Source organism: Flavobacterium sp. SM2513 (assembly GCF_050908145.1).
Lineage (GTDB): Bacteria > Bacteroidota > Bacteroidia > Flavobacteriales > Flavobacteriaceae > Flavobacterium.
The window spans coordinates 660,044-678,227 of the sequence record NZ_CP194228.1; the positions used below are offsets into that span (position 1 = coordinate 660,044).

Below are 18,184 nucleotides of genomic sequence, written 5' to 3' on the forward strand. Positions count from 1 at the left end.
TTATTTTAAAATATATTCTTCCCAAAATTCAGCTTCTAAATGACCAATATATTCTTGCACAAAAGCAATTCCGTTTTCGGTTAGTTGGCCGACTTTATTGAAAGGACCCCAGTTTTCTGGTTTATAAAGTTTTGCAGGTACTAGTTTACTGTTTTTAAAAGTTACTTTGAAATCATTTCCATTCTCATCATTATCCAAAAAATGGGTTTCATTCATTTTAATATTAACAGGATATTTATCTGTAGAAGTTAAAACACCAGCAATAAATTCATCATCTGTATAGCCATCATAAAATATTATATAATGAAAACCAGCTTCCCTGGTTCTATCAGCCGCTTCTAAAATATCTCCTTTATTTCTTTTCATAAATGTTCCTTAATGGTACAATCAACAATCAAATCCAAATAAGTCTTACCATTAGGCAACTTGTCTAAAGTCACTTTATCACCTCTTTCATCAACATCGTGCCAATTCAGTCTAAAGATATTCTTATCTATCATATTTTCTTGTTGCCATCCTAGTTTTGCGCTGGCTCCAATTTTACCCATTTCAGAGCTATCTCTAAGCAATAAAAATGAGTTAAGTATAAATATCTTTTTATGAATTTTAGTTAATTCAGTTTCAAGTTTTGTAAGTGTATCATTTTTAGTTTTGTCTGCAATTTTTACTTTTTCGTTTTCATTTAAAGTTTTGGCATCTTGAATACCCATTTGACCTTTAGGATCAATAAAATTGATATATACTTTATCATCTTTTAATATCCATAAAATGAAATCTGGGTAAAAAACTTGAGAGTCGTCATTTAAGTAAATACCTATGCTTTTTAATGTTTCCACATTTCGCATTAAATATATTTCGTAATCTTTATATGTTGGTTTGTCTTTAAAATATATAGCGATATCTTCAACAAACTTTTTCTCCCCAGCATTCAATTTGTCGGGAGTTATTTTTAAATCTCTTTCATCTTCAATATTAGGTCTTATATCTCTTAATATAGGTTTGTAGATGTGATTACCAATGTTTTCGAGTTTTAATCTTTCAGCTATTGTTTCTATACTTTCTTCAAAATCTAGAATTTCTTTTTCTATATCCTCGTTCTTTTTATAAGTAGTCTTATTTCTAACTTCTTTGGTTGTCTCAATTGTTTTTAAAATATAATACTTATCAATAAAATCCCCTTTTATTTTATCTGTACTTTGAGTTAAAAGCTCATTATATTCATAGTTACTATTGTTTATAAACCAGTTCACTTTGTTATTCAACTTCTTTAAAAAGTCAACTACAATCTGCATTACAATGTTTTCTAGTAATTCAATATTAGATAAATCTAGTGATGATTTATATTTTATTTCAGATATGAAACCTAAAACATTATTAACAGATAGATGATTGTTTTCAAAACCTACAAACAGAGCATTATCCACCTGAAATTCAGATATTATTGAATTAATTTTATGCTGATTAATAAAAACTGAAAATGTAGAAATGAAATTTGAAACTTCACCCAAAACATTAATACCTTCTTTATTTTTATCTGTTCTATAATCTAAAGAAATGGAAAAATTATTAACAGTGCCAGATTGAATACTTTCTTTTTGCTTGTATTTAATTTCAAAACTGTTATTTTTCAAAAGATTTATCCTGCGCTGTTCTAACTCAGATTTAGAAAGTTTAAAAATGGGTATTCGTTTTCTAAACTCTTCAAATAATATTTCTTTACTATCGTTTAATTTAATTATGCTTGGATTAACTTGTATTTCAAATCGTTTAGTGACAACTAATTCTTTATTTACAGCTGCTGTAAATGTTTCTAAATAAGACTTTTTTAATGAGAAAACACAAAGGGTTTCTACTTTTCTTAATTTGTCTATTTCAACACTATTTTTTAATTTAAAATAATCATTATTATGCTCCTGGACTGTTCTTTTTCCATCATTTTTTATACCTTTAATACGAACACCACGACCAAATATTTGTATAATCTTATTTCCTTTGCTACTCCCAAGGTTTATTAATCCAATTACTGAAACCCTAAAACAATTCCATCCTTCAGCAAACTTTCTACTACCAATTAATACATTAATTGGTGACAGTTGATTATCTATATTTTTAAATGAGTATTTATCAATATTTGTAACAATTACTTTATCTCTTGGGTTTTTAATAACAGTGTCATTTACTAATTCATTAATAAATTTAGCGCCATTACCTACGTTTACAATACCCCAATAACCACCATTTCCATAAGATAATAGTATCTCATCATCTGTTTCTGGATTGCGGGTTAAGTTAAGTTTACCTTGGTAATCGTTATTGAAAAGATATTTGTATTTGCGTTTTTCATCCTCTGAAAGCTTGGCTAAAAAATTAACAATTTGGGTAATATCCGAAACTTCATCGTCTTCATTCTTCTCCGATTTTTCTTTATTATTTACAGTATTACCCATAAATGCTATTAAAGGCTTGTCTGGATGATGAGTAGCTTTAAATAAATCTTTTTCTAACTTATAATCAAGGTTATCCCACAGTTCAATTTTTTCATTGATGATAAATAAATTATGATGCAAATTATCATCAAAACTTTTTTCCAAAACATCATCACCAATTTGCTGAAAAAAGTAATCTTTACCATAACCATCTTTGTAAAACAGATTATAATTATAATCGTAAACAATTGCTTTTTCATATTCTTTTTCTAAATCTCCATTGATGTTATGAAAAGTAGCAGAATATTCAAACAAGAAACTATTACTAATGTTCAGTCTTTTTCTCAAGTCCATAAATGCACCATCTGTTCCAGATGCACTTGATGTGCTCAAACCGATATGTGCCTCATCGACTAATATCAATCTTCGATAAGATTTACTATTAGGGAAAGTAAAAAAATTATTCGGCTTATTTAATAAAGCCGAAGTAGTATCAATAGTCAACCGTATTTTGTTTTGATACTTTGTAGCATTTAAAAATTCTAAAAAGGGAGTTAATTCTCTTTCGTGTTGTTCTATCAAGTTAACTCCGGGAGTGGTCATAATAACTTCAAAATCCTTAAAATTTTTACAATAAGATAAGTATTGTAAAATATTCAAATGCATTATTATAGTTTTACCACTACCTGTTGCCATCCAATAAGCAAGGTTGTTTAATGAAAAAGAAAATTCGTGTTCCTCTTTTTTCTGAAAATATAATTCAGAAAAATACAATGCCAATATTTGATAATAACGAAGAGTGACATCGTTTTGATTATTGGCTTTTAGAAACGAATTATAAATTTTTAAATAGCCTTTTATTGTATTTAAAATATCATTATCTAAACCCAAACTTTTATCAAACCGTTCAAGCTTATTTTGGTATAATGTTTCTCTAAAGTCTACATCAGCGTTGGTTAATCCTTCCTTACGCAGATGGTTGTATAATTTTAACTCCATAAGTGTAATTATTGATTAAAAATTTCTTTTTGAATTATTTGCAACTCCAATTCATTATCTCCAACTTTTAAATTATTGTGTTTATCCAATTGCAAAGTAGCAAAATGAGCATTGACTTCAACAGTATGAATATTTGAATATTTCCCAACAATTTCAAGGATTGATTTACTATCATCTTCATCTAGAGTAATTTCTCTCCAAATAACCAAAACACCATTAGTAGTTTCAACTACTTTATAATATTTAGTATTAATAGTATAGGTCTTTATAGATTGAATAAAATAGCCCTGTATATAATTAAAGGTTTCTACCAAATCAATAAATCCTTCTTGTGATGGTTGACCGTATTTTATTTTGTTATCAAAAGGATTAAAAATATCTAAATTATTATCCAAACTATTTATTTCTGGTTTGTATAAATATTTTAACGGTAAATTTTCAGGTAATATTCCATCAAAAACTTGTAGATTATCTAATACATCTTCGTATTGTTCGAGTACTTGATATTTAAAAATATGTTTATTAAAACCACTGTTATTAATTGGCTTTGCATTTTCCCAATTTTTAGAAAAGATTATTTTTTTTATTCTTGGTTTAGTTATTTTATTAAAATATAATCCCATTTCACAAAGAATATATCTTCGATTCATCCTAATGGAGGAATCACCGGTAGTTCCAGAGCCAGCACAAAAATCCAATATATAATCAGTATTTTTGTCAGAGGTAATATTAATTAAGTGATTTAATAATTCTATAGGTTTGGGGTTAGAAAAATACTCTGAAATACCAAATAATGCTTCATTAACATATTTTGAAGCAGTATCCGAACTACCAAGTTCTAATAATAAATTGGGTTGCGCAGAGTATGTATCTGTTTCTTCAAAATCATATATTTTAAGTTTAATTTTGTTATCATCAAATACAAAACGATTCTTTTTTTCTAATGCACGTGCAGTTAGTTCACCAATTTGCCATCTTTTTCCAGAACGGGGTTTGTGTCCAATGATTTCAAATTTCATTGTATCCCTTTTATAAGAACCACTGTCTTTTTTTTCGATGACCGTCAAACGATAATTACCATCTTTATCATTTAATGGGTGGTTTCTTGTTTCGGCTTTAACAGTTCTAGGTAAAATACCTGATATTTCACCATATGTAAATGTATTGTCAACTAATGCGCTAACATAGGCGCCTTCTACATTGGTAGATGTACCCTTTTTTTTCCAAATAAAATTAGCAATAGGTTTTTGAGTTTTAAAAATTTCATTTGAAATACTTATGAAATTTTTAGATTCATTATCATCTAAACTTGTAAAGAACACACCTTTACTATTCAATAAATTCTTAGCTAAAGAAACCCTATTCTGTATAAAAGTAACCCAAGAACTATGTCGGAAATTATCTTTATAAACAAATCCATCACCTCCGGTATTATATGGAGGGTCAATATAAATAGTCTTTATCTTTTCTTTAAACTTTATTTGCAACAATTCTAAAGCTTGGAAATTTTCAGAATTAAATAACAATCCGTTTGTCTTAGCATCTAAACCATCAATTTCATTTAATAGAGTATCTTTTAGAGTATTACTTCCATTACTTTCTCTGAAAAACTTGGTATCCAATACCAAGGTAGGTTGTAGTTTTAAATCCGCTACTGTTTTAATTTCTAAACCAAATAAATCTTTCCATTCCTGTAATTGTGCATTGTTTAGCAAAATAGCTTTAAAATGTTTTTCATTAACGTAATCAAGAGTAATACAATATTCACTTTCAACTACTTTTTTCTTTTTAGTAAACAAGTGTTTTTGAAATTCTTCAATAGCGCTTAAAAATTCAATAATCCTTGAAGTCACCTTATCAAAAGCTTTTGCTATAAGTAATGTAGTATTGTCTAATTTACCATTGTAAATACTCTCTAAATCATCAAAAATATAATTCTTAACAAAGCGTTGTTTTTCATTTGTTAAAAACTCCTCAAGGTTTTCGTGTATAAAATAATCAGCATCATTACCAATATAAAAACTGTTTAGCTTTTGATCAAGTTTATATAAAATTTTCAAAGTATCATCAGTAAATTCTTTTTTAGTGTCATCATATAATTTTACACCACGTTCAAAATTATTTTTAGCTTCTTTTTCAACTTTTTCTTTAGATTGTCTTAATGAAGAAAGTCCTTTTATTTGTCCGTTTTGTACTTTATCAAAGTCTTTACCTAAGTCAATAAACACAGTATGATTTTTATCTGCTTTAGTGTATTCTAAATATTTGCTAATATCATCATTACTGATAACTTCGTTATATATAGCTTTAAAAATATCTACTTTAGAGGTTGAAGCTTCTGCAAGGTTAAAAATGACCTGGTAAGTATCATCGATTTTTTCAATTCGGCTAAATTGATAATGTTTTAGTTGGCTATCCTTATTGTTATTTCTGGAAGCACTCTCATTTTCACTATCCGTATTGGTTTCTAAACGGTATTCTATTTTTTTACCGTTTAATTGAAACTTAATAGCGTTGAAAGATGTACCGGTTTTAATATATAAACTTCCTTTATGTTTCCAATGAAACATGGTATCAGTTCCATCATAATCTGCTTCATAAGGAACCTTATACACATCACGACTTCTATCATTATAACCAAAGTCCCCATTAGAATAATACATTTGGAAGAACCCTAGAATATGATTGTAAATCTTGTCTTTTAACTCTTCCGTTAAACCGCTGCTTTTAGAAATTTTATCAAGAGTGTCTTGTAGTTCTTGCTTTTTATCCTCATCATCTTCGAAGTTAAAAGCCATTTGAATTTTACTATAGTTGCTATCAGGATCACTTAACAAACTTTCTTTGTTTATTCCTTTCAAGAAGTTAAACAAATCAATAGAATCTGATTTTTGATTTTCAAGATTTACTTCTTCAAGAATTTTTTCAATAGTGGGAGTTAAATCGTTTTCACCATCACCGTCAATAAAACCTTCAATGTTTTTTCTTTTTAAGTTGTAAATTTTATAAATTCCAAAGTCCAAATCATTTTCATTAAATTGGAACATTTCTTTTAAAAAGTATTTTAAATCCTTGATTGAATTATCGTTATTCATTTTATTGTAGTTAGTTGAAATGTTTAAATTTGACTTGTTCATTAATGTCAAACTTATTAAATTAAAACAAGGTAACCTATTTTATTTCGGAGGTAGTTTGACTGCTTTTTACAAATATAAAAACCGTAAATATATTTACTTTACGGTTTTCCACATTACCTTTAATCTTTTAAAAGTATTAGATTTTTAGTTTTATTTTGGTGAATGAATTTAATGGTTTTAGTGTCTCACAATTTGCGATTGAACCTTTTTTAACACCGTTTTTTTTTAGTAACGCATAGTTGATTATACTGTATCATTCAAAAACACCATTATTTAAACATCTAGACTGCCTTTACATATGCCTCATATTTAGGCTTTTGTAAGCGTTTCCCTTAACAAGATTTTAGGAAAGTTCCTGCTGTTCTTTCGGATATATTAAATTAGTTGTTAATGCTACTGCTTGTTTGCGGGTAAAGAGCTAGTAAGATTTCTAAAACGCTGAAATTTTATCTTAATTTAAAAACCCCATCTTCTTCTTACTTGGTAAGTTTTAAAACAAGAACGTACTGTGTCATTTAAGTAGATTTTCATGATTATTAAAGAGCTTTCAAATATATACCCGTGAAATAATTTATATAGTTAATTGGTATCATTGTATCACAATCCCTAGGAAAATGACACTATGATACTTGATACTAAAATGGAAGATCGCAATGTGGTTCCAAATCTGATGGCTTCCCAGAATAACTGCTTTGCAAAGTTTTGCAATCGCTTAAAGTGACATCTGTTTCTTCTCTATCTTCACTGATATAATCTTTTAATCTATAAACACCATTGAATTGCTCAATAATGCCGTATTTAACCAAATTTGCATGGGCTCTTTTTGCTGTTGCAGTACTTTTTTTAGTAACTGCACAATATTCGGTAACAAAAGTCGTGAAAGAAAGTAGTTTATCGCCAAAAATTGTATTAGCAGTAACTTTCAAATCGTTGTGCCTTTCATCCTTTGCATCCTTTGCAGTCTGATTACCTAATTCATGGGTTGGAATCAATTTACCTGTATTTGAGAAAAGAAAAGTTTCCTCTGAAAAATTAAGTTCCAATGAGTTCTCTTTATAAATTTTAGGGCAATAATTTCCTTTGACTACTGTAAAATATCTAATATCACCTTCTCCTTCTGACAATATAATTGCCAAACGCACTTTTTGAACTAATCCGGCTCCACCTTGAATGTGTTCTTGTCCGGGTGCTACTCGATAAGCAGCTTTATTTATGTGGTGTACAAATAATATCAAGCAGTTATGGTCTTTTCCAATTTTATCGAAAGTCTTAACTGTATTTCGCATTGCAATATTATTATTACTATCGTTAGACTGAAATACATCACCAAAACTATCAATTACAACCAGGTCTACAGGCTGCAAAGTCAATTGCTCGTTAAGGTTTTTAATAATTTCATCCGTACTCATAGTATCCGCAAAAATGAAACGCAAATTTTCAACTGCTTCTGAATTTAATCCTTTAAATTGCTTACTTATTAAATATCTTGTAGCATCTTCGTTGTCTTCTGTAGCGACATAAATAGCACGGTGGTGAACTGTTGTGAGATTAAAATCAATAAAGGAATCGACACCTAGCGCAACCTGTATGCAAAGCTGCCTTGCAAATTGACTTTTACCGGTATCAGGCTTCCCTGCAAGAACTGCCGAACCTTTTTGAGGAAAAATGGGCTCTAAAAGATATTTTTGCTCTACTTCGCCACGCTCCAATAACTCCTTTGCATTAAAGACAACTTTATCAGTTGCAATTTCCATTGCAAGTATTTGCAGTGATGCCAAAATCAAGGAATAAAAGTCAACTGAGTTGCGTCCTGACGCAAAATAATCTGAAATATCTTTGCCAGCATTTTGCAAAGGTGGCAAAACTAACCTTTGCAAACCGTGTTTTTTCGCTAACTTAGATGATTGTTCAACTCCTGTAGCATCATTATCATAAAGTACCATAACAGCCACAAAACGAGATTTTAACTCGTCTACAGTAGTTTCAGACAAAACAGCGGTTTCGCTATTAAGAGTGATTGCATTATAATTTTTTGCATGCAAAGCCATAACGTCTTTTTCTCCGCCAGTAATAATAACCAAATCTCCTTTTGCAGGAAGTTGTTTCCATCCAAAAATAAAGCCTTGTTCTTTTATTCCTAAATATTGAAATCTATATTTTTTATCATCTAATGGTTTATACAATTTTACCCAATTTTTATTTTCGTATGCAAAGATGAATTTGTTAGGATTTGCAGATACCACATATGGCTTGCCCTCTTTATTTTTTGTAGTATATTCAGAGATACTCGAAACATTAAATTTTGCAAGAACTGATTCATCAATTCCAAATTTTTTCCAATAAGTAAGTTCGTTTTCTGAAAAAGACTTCTTATTTATTGTAAAATCCGATTTGCATGATTTCACTGGTGGTGGTTTTTTATTCGAAGTATTTGTAGCAAGATGTTTTGACCCCTATAAAACAAGAGTACTATTCTAAATTTCGGTTTTTTAATTAAGCGGTTAATTTTTTCATTACTATTAGATGTTTATCCGAGTTCCATTTCTGCATAGGAGTAATTCTTCCTAGGAGACCATGAAGTCGTTCATTGTTATAAAAAGACACAAATCGTTTCAATATCTGCTGAATCTCTCCAAAATTTCGATAGTCGAACCGTGAAAATACTTCCTTCTTCAAGATTCCATGATAAGCTTCTATATGAGCATTTTCTTCTGGTGTTGCGACATGTGTAAATTCTTGTTGAACTCCTATTAATCCTAAATACTCACGGACACTTTTAGCTATAAATTGACTTCCATTATCACTCCTAATAACTACGCTTTCAGGGTAGTTATATTCGTCAAAAAGTAGAGATAGTAGTTCTATAACGTGTTTTTGCTTTATATTGAAAGAAAAATAATCCTTTAAAATTCGTCGTGTATGAACATCAATTACAGATAACAAATAAGCATTTTTACCCACATTTGGCACCCACACCATTTTAATATCCATTTCTAAGCATTGGAAGGGTCTGGAAGTATAAACCTTCCTAAATTTCACAAACTTGCGTCCAGCACCACTTCTATTAATTCTATTCTCAAGCTTTAAAAGACCTTCCTCCTTCATAATTCGGTACAGTTTTTTATGATTTATTAGGTAGCCATCTCTATTTAGATATTTGGTCATCAACCGATAACCACAGTCTATAAATTCATGTTTTAAAATATCTTTAATAGACTTAACAACATCTGATTGACTAACAAAACCACTGTTTTGATGGAACGTTACTTCCGTAGGATGATTGCCCTTCTTACCAAAACTAGGTTTTCTATAGTAGCTACTAGTAACCATACCAACCATCTTTATTATTTTAGCCTTGCTACACTTATGCTTTTGAAAAATATAGTTCACTAAATCTTTCTTGGATCGGATGTCCCAAACTTTTTTTTTAAAAGCTCCCTTTGTACCTCTAATTCTATTTCTTTATTGCTTAGTAGCTTGCGTAGAATACGATTTTCCTCTTCTGCCTCTTTAAGCTCTTTGCTTTTAGTGTCATAGGTGACTTTTAAGCCAGCCTCGCCTTTGTGCTCATACTTCTTCTTCCAGTTATATAAACTTGCGGTACTCACGCCAAACTTACGGCATGCTTCTATAATACCACTATCTTCTGAAGCTGCTAGTATTTCTAGCTTCTGAGCTAAAGTCCATTTCTTGTATTTCATATCTCAAATATATAATTTTGAAATTTAAAATAACACTCCGAACTATTAAGGGGCTAAACTACAAGAGTATCAAATAATAAATCAGAATGGATTTTTTCTAATGATTCTATAAATGACAAATTAAATAAATTCATTACTAAATCGAAACAACTTCCCTCGTCCCCTGTTGCAAAATCCTTATATCTCCATTCGCCTGTGGACATTGTAGGAAAAATATTGAATGAAGGTGTTTCCTGTTTTTCAGGCAGCAAAGGATTGCTTATGTTTTTTGCAGCTAAAAGGTTATTCTCATTGTGGTAAGGAAGCAAGTAAAAATTTAAAATCTGGTAGCTATCTACTTTTGAAAGAATAGTTTCTTTATTTAGATTACTCATAATTATCTAGCTTTTGTATTAATGCTTAGGAACCAAATAAATATATTCATCATTGTGTGAGTCCTAATTTTATATTCCTTTATCAAATTTTGATGCAGAAACTCTATTTTGCATTGTTGCAAAAAATGCGTGCGAAAATTAGCTTTGCAACACTGCAAAATGCCATTTATACCTATTGCAAGGCCTATATTATAAGCAGCTTCTCTATGTAAACACCTATTTGCAGCTTTGCAATTTTGCAACAAATATTTTACTACTCTATTATCAGTTAGGAAATGTGAAGGAAATTTCATGTCTTATTTTTTTAATAATATTAAACATTCCATCAACTCACTTTTTTTATAATAGCGTCTTGCCCCGATTCCGTAGGCTTTGACTTTTCCTTTATTAGTCCAAGCCCATAATGTGCTACTATCTATTTTTAAGAATTTACAAGTTTCATCTCTAGTAAGAAGCTCTTCTTCATTAATTTGCCCTTGAAGTTCTTTTTGAAGGTCAAAAATTCCATTTCTAATAGATGTGCCTATTAATTGTTGTAATTGTTCAACAGTTAGGCTTTCTAGTAATATTGCATTTTTTTGCATGTCTTGTGTTATTTAAGATTAACACGACAAATTTGGGAAGTAAGTTATGCAGTAGATTGATTGAAATCGTGTGTTTTATGACATGACTGCTATTTACAGTTTAGTTTTATTGTAAATATCCTCTCTGAATTTAAGGTTTCCAATTTCTTCAAATCTTTTTATTCTGTCAATATTGATATCAAAATTTATTAGAAAGTATGCAAATTGTAATTTTTGAAAGTCTTCAAATATTAAATTATCTTTTAACATACGATGATAAACAAAGCTATAATTTACAAGATCATGCTTTGATTTCCCAAATTCAGCAAGTAATTTTTTAAACCGAATAAATGCTTGATTGGATGTAAATATACGAGGGTAAAGATTTACGTCAATATTAACTTTAACTTCTTGTACATCGACACTTAGTACACGCTTGGCAGATTCTGCTGTATGATACTCAAAATCTAAGTAGTAAATTTCATTGTATTTGTCAAAATCTTCCTTATCAATAAAGTCACTTAAAAATCCGTAATATCTCTCTAGTTCAAATTTATAACGGCTAATATAGGATTGTCGACTAGTCAGCATTTTTCCTTCTTCAGGATGAACCTCACTAAAATACCTATCAACAACTTCACGGAATAGAACCATAAGTTCCTTGAATATTAATCGTAGGCAATCATTAACAAATTTATTGTTTTTAGAGTTTTGCATTAATTCTACGGTAAGAAACTCCAATTTTTTAAACGGCAAAGTTATTTGCTGTTCTATACAGTAAATTGACGGGTCAATTCTGTAGGTAACTCTGAACGAGCCATCTGCTTTTTTTTCCTGACTAACTTGTTTATCAACAGTCCAAATAACCAATCTTGGCTTTTGTATTATTTGAATAATTTCAGCGTGTTTTAAAGTTGTATCGTCCATAGTATCTTTAAAAATAGCTTGTTAGTTCCATTGCAATGTCTTTATTACTCTTTCCTATATAAATTAGAAAATTAGCTTCTGTAGTATGACCTGTGATATACATTAAAAATGAAGTGGGAATTGTTCCGTAATTATTAGAAGCAAAAGATCGTCTTCCAATATGTGAAGACACTAGCATCCATTTAGGGTAATGTTTTGTGACTTTTTCTTTTATGACATGGTCAAATAAAGTACCATTTATAGGTGTTTCAATTTCAGCTGCTTCACATACTTTTTTGATATAATCGTTATATTTTTGGTTCGAAATTTTTCTAGGAAAGTCTCCATTGTTCTTTTCTAAAATTACGATTATTTTGGTATGAAGAGGAATAGTCATTAACTTTTCCGTTTTCACTTGCTTAAATTCAATTAAAGGCTTTAAAATCCCTGCCTTGTTGACTTCGTACCTAATCATAGATTTGTTGAAACGCAAGAAATCAGACACTCTCTGTCCACAATAACAACTTATTAACAACCAGTCACGAGCATTTTTGAAAGCATCTGAAAGTTTAGACTCTTCTATGTCTTCAATCTGCTTAATATCTGTTTCACTTAAATAAATACTATCTACTTTCAAATACTTTGCTTTGATGCTGTCTAACTGATAATGTGTTTCTAACCCATTTGCTTTTGCGTGAAGACAACAAGTTTTAATAAAACGGATATTTCTTGAAGTTGTGTTTTGTGCATATCCCTGCTTTATACAATAATTTTCAAAATCTAATTTGAACTTAGCATCTACATTACGAATATATATAACTGTTTTTTTGTGATCCTGATATCTCTTAAGTAGTTGCTTTATTACATTACATTTTGAAATTGTACTCGCCTTTATTTCGCTTTTTCTATATTCAATATATATGTCCATATATTCAACAAGTGTTTGAGAGTGACTCTTGTTGATATCCTGCTTGGGATTAATAAAATCGTTTAACCATGCTGAATCAATTAATTCATTTCCTTTGCTTGAATTGAATTTTTTCAGTAGGTCATTTTTAAGCTTTGCAAGATTCGTATCAAGATTAGCATAGTCGATATCTTTCAAAGCCTTTTTCGTAGGTCTTTGCGTTTCCTTATCCCAATATTGTGGATCAATATGATAATTTGTCTTTGCTTTAATATCCTTACATCGTCCATCGCGTAAACGAATATAAATGACTGCGGGACTTTTCTCGCTTTGAATTAATAGATTAATAGATGCCATTTTAATAACTTTTTTAGAATTATAAAAGTATATCATTTAGTCCACATTTAGCCCACATTAATCAAAAAAGATACTAATTCATCCAAACTTATCCAATATGATTATTTTAAAATACTTTGTAAGGTATTGATTTTATTGGTCTTATCCAGTGTTCATAAAGAAAACATTATAATTGGTTTGGGATTATTCGAGCCCCATCTTCTCCACTTTTATAAACCTTGCAAAAATATTTTGCAAGGTTTTTTTTATGCCATAAAATAACCCTAAGGTAAATAACAAAATTTGGTTCACAAAAAAACCCTCATTGCTGAAGGTTTCATTTTATAAGGTAATTTAATTATTATTTTGGTAATGGTGCACCAACAGCTACAGAACATGAATGACCTGCTTGACCGTGTGGTGGGTTCATTCCGGGAGCTGTTGCAGTTGTTCCTGATTTCATATCAACTGGCATAACAGAAGCCTGCCCTTGTGGAGCTGGCGCTTGCATCGTTGGAGCTGGTGGAGGAGTTGCAGCTGCTTTTGGCGAACTTAAAGGCGCTCCTACAGCGATGTCACAACGGTGATTTGGTTGCCCATGAGGTGGATTCATTCCTGGAGCAGTTGGTGCAGCTTGCGATTGAACTGGATTAGGTGTTTGAGCCGCTTGTGGATTCTGGTTTTGAACTTCAAACTGCTTTTCCATAGTTTGATTTTCTGATGGAGCAGTTTCAGTTATTGGAGTTTCAGAACTTTCTTGAGGTTGTAACTCTTTTTTGCAAGAAACAAATAATATGGAACTCAAGAAAGCACCAGCAAGTATCATTTTCATATTCATAATAGACGATTTTATAATTATAATGGTTTCAAATATAAAGTTTATAAATCGCTAAAGAAAAAGATTAACAGAAAATCACATAAAAAAACACACAACAAAAGAAATTACTATGTAATATTCCTTTTTATGTTTACAGATTTTTGCCGCAAGTAGCGAATTAAAAATGGGTGGTTCTTGTTTACAAACTTTGTTATTACTATAATGCAAGAATTACATAGCACAAGAATTATTATTATTTTTGAAAGAAATAATGTGATAGAAAACACATTGGCATCTCCTACAAATTGATTTTTAACATATTGAAAACCAGAACATTTACATAAAAAAAACCGTAATCATCACGTTGATGATTACGGTTTTAAATGTGGTCCCACTTGGAATCGAACCAAGCACCTACTGATTATGAGTCAGTTGCTCTAACCGAATGAGCTATAGGACCATTCTTGCGGTTGCAATATTACCACTATTTTCGGTTTGTTGCAACTATTTTATTCAAAAATAATTTCCTTTTTTATTGCTTGATTACGCAGTGATTTCCTGACACAATTCAATTAAAACACCGTTTGTTCCTTTGGGATGCAAAAAAGCAACAAGTTTATTATCAGCCCCTTTTTTTGGAGTTTCATTTAAAACTATGAAACCTTCGTTTTGCAATCGTGCAATTTCTGCAGTAATATCTTCTACATCAAATGCAATATGATGAATGCCTTCTCCTTTTTTCTCTAGAAACTTCGCAATCGGACTTTCGGGATTAGTGGCTTCTAAAAGTTCGATTTTATTTGGTCCATTCATGAAAAAAGAAGTTTTAACACCTTCACTTTCTACTTCTTCAAACTTGTAGGGTGCTGCTCCAAACAGCTTTTCAAAAAGAGCATTTGAAACCTCTAAATCCTTTACTGCAATTCCGATGTGTTCTATTTTTCTCATATTATAAATTTAACGCAAAGTTCGGAAACATCTGAATAAGAAAACTATAATTTTAAAAAAAGTTAGTGATTCGCTTCTTTGTTATAATTAGTTCAAATTCTTATGCTTATAATATTAAACAATTCATAAATGCCTACTTAGAGTATAGTTCTTTAAAAGTTATTACGTAAATTTGCACCAAATTAGATAATTTAAAAACGGATACATGAGTACTACAACAATGCCATTTGTGGCTTTTAAAGTAAAAGATATCTCTCTCGCAGCTTGGGGAAGAAAAGAAATTGAATTAGCAGAAGCGGAAATGCCCGGTTTAATGGCACTTCGCTCTGAATATAAAAACGAGCAACCCCTTAAAGGTTCACGTATTGCAGGATGTTTGCACATGACTATTCAAACTGCAGTTTTAATCGAAACATTAATCGCACTTGGAGCAGAAGTTACTTGGTCATCTTGTAATATCTTCTCTACACAAGACCAAGCTGCTGCTGCAATCGCTGCTGCTGGAATTCAGGTTTACGCTTGGAAAGGTTTGAACGACGAAGATTTTGACTGGTGTATTGAGCAAACCTTATTCTTTGGTGAAGACAGAAAACCATTGAATATGATTCTTGATGATGGTGGAGATTTAACGAATATGGTTATTGACAAATACCCAGAATTAGTTGCTGGAATTAAAGGTTTATCTGAAGAGACTACAACAGGAGTTCACAGATTGTACGAAAGAGTAAAAGCGGGAACTTTGCCAATGCCGGCAATTAACGTGAATGACTCGGTTACTAAATCTAAATTTGACAACAAATACGGTTGTAAAGAATCGGCCGTTGATGCAGTTCGTCGTGCAACTGATATTATGCTTGCTGGTAAAAGAGTAGTTGTTTGTGGCTACGGTGACGTAGGAAAAGGAACTGCTGCTTCATTTAAAGGTGCAGGCTCTATTGTTACCGTTACTGAGATCGACCCAATTTGTGCTTTACAAGCTGCAATGGACGGTTATGAAGTAAAAAGATTAAATACAGTTGTTGGAAATGCTGATATCATCATTACGACTACTGGAAATAAAGATATTATTTTAGGAGAGCACTTTGAGCAAATGAAAGATAAAACGATTGTTTGTAACATTGGCCACTTTGATAACGAAATTGCAGTTGCATGGTTGAATAAAACTCATGGTGCATCTAAAGTTGAAATCAAACCACAAGTTGACAAATATACTATTAACGGCAAAGACATCATCCTTTTGGCTGAAGGTCGTTTAGTGAACCTTGGTTGTGCTACAGGTCACCCAAGTTTTGTAATGAGTAATTCATTTACAAACCAGACTTTAGCTCAAATTGAATTGTGGAAAAACAGTGCAAACTATGAAAATGACGTTTACATGTTACCAAAACACTTGGATGAAAAAGTTGCTATGTTGCACCTTGCAAAACTAGGTGTTGAATTGGAAACTTTACGTGACGATCAAGCTGCCTATATTGGAGTTCCTGTTGAAGGACCATTCAAACCAGAATATTACAGATACTAATCCAACTTGTCATTGTGACGATAGGAAGAATCTAAACCCTTGCAGTAATGCGAGGGTTTTTTAATGAAAGCACTTTACTTGAAAGTGAGCTAAAAACAAAAAACCCAATCTTTTCAGATTGGGTTTTTTAATAGGATGAAATCAACGATTATGCTTCGAATGGAAGTATAGAAACGTATGATTTATTATCTCTTTTCTTTTGGAACTTAACCAATCCATCTACTCTTGCGTGTAGTGTGTGATCTTTACTGATGTAAACGTTTTCACCTGGATTATGTTTTGAACCTCTTTGTCTTACAATGATATTTCCCGCAATTGCAGCTTGACCACCAAAAATCTTAACACCTAAACGTTTAGATTCTGATTCTCTACCATTCTTCGAACTACCGACACCTTTTTTGTGAGCCATGACGTATTAGTTTTAAGGTTATTATTCTTGAGTTTCTTCTTTTTTAGCTTTCGCTACTTTTTTCTTTGGAGCTTCTACTTCTTCAGTTGCAGGAGTAGCTTCTTTTTTAGGAGCTGCTTTCTCTTTTTTTGCACCTGGAAGCGTAATTCCAGAGATTTGGATTTGTGTCAAATATTGACGGTGTCCGTTTCTCTTTTTGTACCCTTTTCTTCGTTTCTTTTTGAAAACGATTACTTTGTCTCCTTTTAAGTGTTGTAACACTTTGGCTTCTACTGAAGCACCTTCTACAGCTGGGGCGCCTAAAGTGATTGTACCCGCGTCGTCTAACAAAAGAACTTTTGCAAATGAAATTGCATCTCCCTCTTTGTCAGCCAAACGGTGCACATAAACCTTTAAGTCTTTGCTTACTTTAAATTGTTGCCCTGCTATCTCTACGATTGCGTACATAACAATGATGTTTAGTTAATTTTTAAGGTTGCAAATGTACAATTAAATATTATAATACCAATTGTATTAGGAAAAAAAATAATCGATTTAGAAAAGAAGCTCGAAAATAATAAAGTTATTGTATGCTAGGCCTTTGTAAATCTACAAAAGGAGGACTAAGTTAGTTGCGCCACAAGCCAAAGTCTAAGGTGATTTTCCACTATTTACCGCATTTTAAAAATGGTACTACCACGACTGATCGTATAGGAATTTTACGAAAAGGATTACTGCATCTGCAATCCTAACGATATTGGCGCTGCAACCCCTTTTCTTCCCAACTAGGTCCTACGATGCAACGCATGAGGCAGCCTTTCGGACCTCCTACTTATGGTTTTCATACACTCCTCATACACTATCTATGCCTTTGCTATGCCTTTGCTATGCACCATCCATACACTATCCCATACAGTCGGAATAAGATAGAGACTCCATCTGATTCTGTTAACAACTGATAAATATCCTGCTACACCTGTTATATCGACGCTTTTAAAACCTTAAGGCACTAGAGATTGATGGCCCTGTAAACAGGACCTGAACGACAAAGTAAGCAGTAATTGCATTTACATCTCAGCTCCAGCTCAGTATGTGGGTGTTGCAAACGGAGCTGGACTTTCGCAAACCCCAAATTCGGATGCTACAAAAACTACACATTG

The 18,184-nt window shown here is 31.3% G+C and carries 15 protein-coding genes and 1 tRNA gene; 1 reads left to right on the forward strand and 15 read right to left on the reverse strand.

Annotation, left to right across the window (positions count from 1 at the left end; genetic code table 11):
- The 13 genes from ACQ5J2_RS02570 to mce form a co-directional block, all read right to left on the reverse strand.
- Window positions 1-366, reverse strand: a complete 366-nt coding sequence (locus ACQ5J2_RS02570; RefSeq protein WP_432672126.1) for a hypothetical protein — start codon at window positions 364-366, stop codon at window positions 1-3.
- Window positions 363-3,425 carry a DEAD/DEAH box helicase family protein gene (locus ACQ5J2_RS02575; protein ID WP_432672127.1) on the reverse strand — a complete coding sequence of 1,021 codons (3,063 nt, stop codon included), beginning with the start codon at window positions 3,423-3,425 and terminating at the stop codon, window positions 363-365. Before ACQ5J2_RS02575 ends, ACQ5J2_RS02570 begins: the two co-directional genes overlap by 4 nt.
- A gap of 8 nt (window positions 3,426-3,433) precedes the next feature.
- Entirely contained in the window at window positions 3,434-6,520 is a 3,087-nt protein-coding gene (locus ACQ5J2_RS02580; RefSeq protein ID WP_432672128.1) for a site-specific DNA-methyltransferase, read from the reverse strand.
- Window positions 6,521-7,197: 677 nt separating this feature from the next.
- Window positions 7,198-8,967: an AAA family ATPase gene (locus tag ACQ5J2_RS02585; protein ID WP_432672129.1), complete on the reverse strand. Its 1,770-nt coding sequence runs from the start codon at window positions 8,965-8,967 to the stop codon at window positions 7,198-7,200.
- An 88-nt stretch (window positions 8,968-9,055) separates the two neighbouring features.
- Window positions 9,056-9,901, reverse strand: a complete 846-nt coding sequence (locus ACQ5J2_RS02590; RefSeq protein WP_432670212.1) for an IS3 family transposase — start codon at window positions 9,899-9,901, stop codon at window positions 9,056-9,058.
- A gap of 50 nt (window positions 9,902-9,951) precedes the next feature.
- A complete protein-coding gene (locus ACQ5J2_RS02595) occupies window positions 9,952-10,263 on the reverse strand; it encodes a transposase (RefSeq protein WP_432670213.1) in 312 nt (103 codons plus the stop codon).
- A gap of 53 nt (window positions 10,264-10,316) precedes the next feature.
- Window positions 10,317-10,637, reverse strand: a complete 321-nt coding sequence (locus ACQ5J2_RS02600; RefSeq protein ID WP_432672130.1) for a hypothetical protein — start codon at window positions 10,635-10,637, stop codon at window positions 10,317-10,319.
- Window positions 10,638-10,933: 296 nt separating this feature from the next.
- Entirely contained in the window at window positions 10,934-11,221 is a 288-nt protein-coding gene (locus ACQ5J2_RS02605; RefSeq protein ID WP_432672131.1) for a helix-turn-helix domain-containing protein, read from the reverse strand.
- Window positions 11,222-11,314: 93 nt separating this feature from the next.
- On the reverse strand, window positions 11,315-12,127 hold the full coding sequence (locus tag ACQ5J2_RS02610; protein WP_432672132.1) for a hypothetical protein: 813 nt from the start codon (window positions 12,125-12,127) through the stop codon (window positions 11,315-11,317).
- Between the two features lie 7 nt (window positions 12,128-12,134).
- Window positions 12,135-13,370 carry a phage integrase SAM-like domain-containing protein gene (locus tag ACQ5J2_RS02615; protein ID WP_432672133.1) on the reverse strand — a complete coding sequence of 412 codons (1,236 nt, stop codon included), beginning with the start codon at window positions 13,368-13,370 and terminating at the stop codon, window positions 12,135-12,137.
- A 340-nt stretch (window positions 13,371-13,710) separates the two neighbouring features.
- The gene (locus ACQ5J2_RS02620) at window positions 13,711-14,181 is read right to left on the reverse strand and encodes a hypothetical protein (protein ID WP_432672134.1); all 471 of its coding nucleotides are present in this window, start codon (window positions 14,179-14,181) and stop codon (window positions 13,711-13,713) included.
- 371 nt (window positions 14,182-14,552) lie between these two features.
- Window positions 14,553-14,626, reverse strand: a tRNA-Ile gene (locus tag ACQ5J2_RS02625).
- Window positions 14,627-14,709: 83 nt separating this feature from the next.
- On the reverse strand, window positions 14,710-15,114 hold the full coding sequence (mce, locus tag ACQ5J2_RS02630; RefSeq protein ID WP_432672135.1) for a methylmalonyl-CoA epimerase: 405 nt from the start codon (window positions 15,112-15,114) through the stop codon (window positions 14,710-14,712).
- 205 nt (window positions 15,115-15,319) lie between these two features.
- Between mce and ahcY the strand changes: the two genes are divergently transcribed.
- Window positions 15,320-16,636: an adenosylhomocysteinase gene (gene ahcY / locus ACQ5J2_RS02635; RefSeq protein WP_432672136.1), complete on the forward strand. Its 1,317-nt coding sequence runs from the start codon at window positions 15,320-15,322 to the stop codon at window positions 16,634-16,636.
- A gap of 148 nt (window positions 16,637-16,784) precedes the next feature.
- Here the strand turns inward: ahcY and rpmA are convergent, their stop codons facing one another.
- Both rpmA and rplU read right to left on the reverse strand, forming a co-directional pair.
- Entirely contained in the window at window positions 16,785-17,045 is a 261-nt protein-coding gene (gene rpmA / locus ACQ5J2_RS02640) for a 50S ribosomal protein L27 (RefSeq protein ID WP_432672137.1), read from the reverse strand.
- 21 nt (window positions 17,046-17,066) lie between these two features.
- Entirely contained in the window at window positions 17,067-17,492 is a 426-nt protein-coding gene (gene rplU, locus ACQ5J2_RS02645; RefSeq protein ID WP_432672138.1) for a 50S ribosomal protein L21, read from the reverse strand.
- Window positions 17,493-18,184 lie beyond the last annotated feature (692 nt).

Excerpts from the sequence above, each read along its gene's own strand:
- ACQ5J2_RS02610 (WP_432672132.1), bottom strand. The coding sequence starts at position 12,127 with ATGGACGATACAACTTTAAAACACGCTGAAATTATTCAAATAATACAA.
- ACQ5J2_RS02605 (WP_432672131.1), bottom strand. The coding sequence starts at position 11,221 with ATGCAAAAAAATGCAATATTACTAGAAAGCCTAACTGTTGAACAATTA.
- ACQ5J2_RS02570 (WP_432672126.1), bottom strand. The coding sequence starts at position 366 with ATGAAAAGAAATAAAGGAGATATTTTAGAAGCGGCTGATAGAACCAGG.
- ACQ5J2_RS02590 (WP_432670212.1), bottom strand. The coding sequence starts at position 9,901 with ATGGTTGGTATGGTTACTAGTAGCTACTATAGAAAACCTAGTTTTGGT.
- ACQ5J2_RS02595 (WP_432670213.1), bottom strand. The coding sequence starts at position 10,263 with ATGAAATACAAGAAATGGACTTTAGCTCAGAAGCTAGAAATACTAGCA.
- ACQ5J2_RS02615 (WP_432672133.1), bottom strand. The coding sequence starts at position 13,370 with ATGGCATCTATTAATCTATTAATTCAAAGCGAGAAAAGTCCCGCAGTC.
- ACQ5J2_RS02600 (WP_432672130.1), bottom strand. The coding sequence starts at position 10,637 with ATGAGTAATCTAAATAAAGAAACTATTCTTTCAAAAGTAGATAGCTAC.
- ACQ5J2_RS02575 (WP_432672127.1), bottom strand. The coding sequence starts at position 3,425 with ATGGAGTTAAAATTATACAACCATCTGCGTAAGGAAGGATTAACCAAC.
- rplU (WP_432672138.1), bottom strand. The coding sequence starts at position 17,492 with ATGTACGCAATCGTAGAGATAGCAGGGCAACAATTTAAAGTAAGCAAA.
- ahcY (WP_432672136.1), top strand. The coding sequence starts at position 15,320 with ATGAGTACTACAACAATGCCATTTGTGGCTTTTAAAGTAAAAGATATC.
- ACQ5J2_RS02620 (WP_432672134.1), bottom strand. The coding sequence starts at position 14,181 with ATGAAAATGATACTTGCTGGTGCTTTCTTGAGTTCCATATTATTTGTT.
- mce (WP_432672135.1), bottom strand. The coding sequence starts at position 15,114 with ATGAGAAAAATAGAACACATCGGAATTGCAGTAAAGGATTTAGAGGTT.
- rpmA (WP_432672137.1), bottom strand. The coding sequence starts at position 17,045 with ATGGCTCACAAAAAAGGTGTCGGTAGTTCGAAGAATGGTAGAGAATCA.
- ACQ5J2_RS02580 (WP_432672128.1), bottom strand. The coding sequence starts at position 6,520 with ATGAATAACGATAATTCAATCAAGGATTTAAAATACTTTTTAAAAGAA.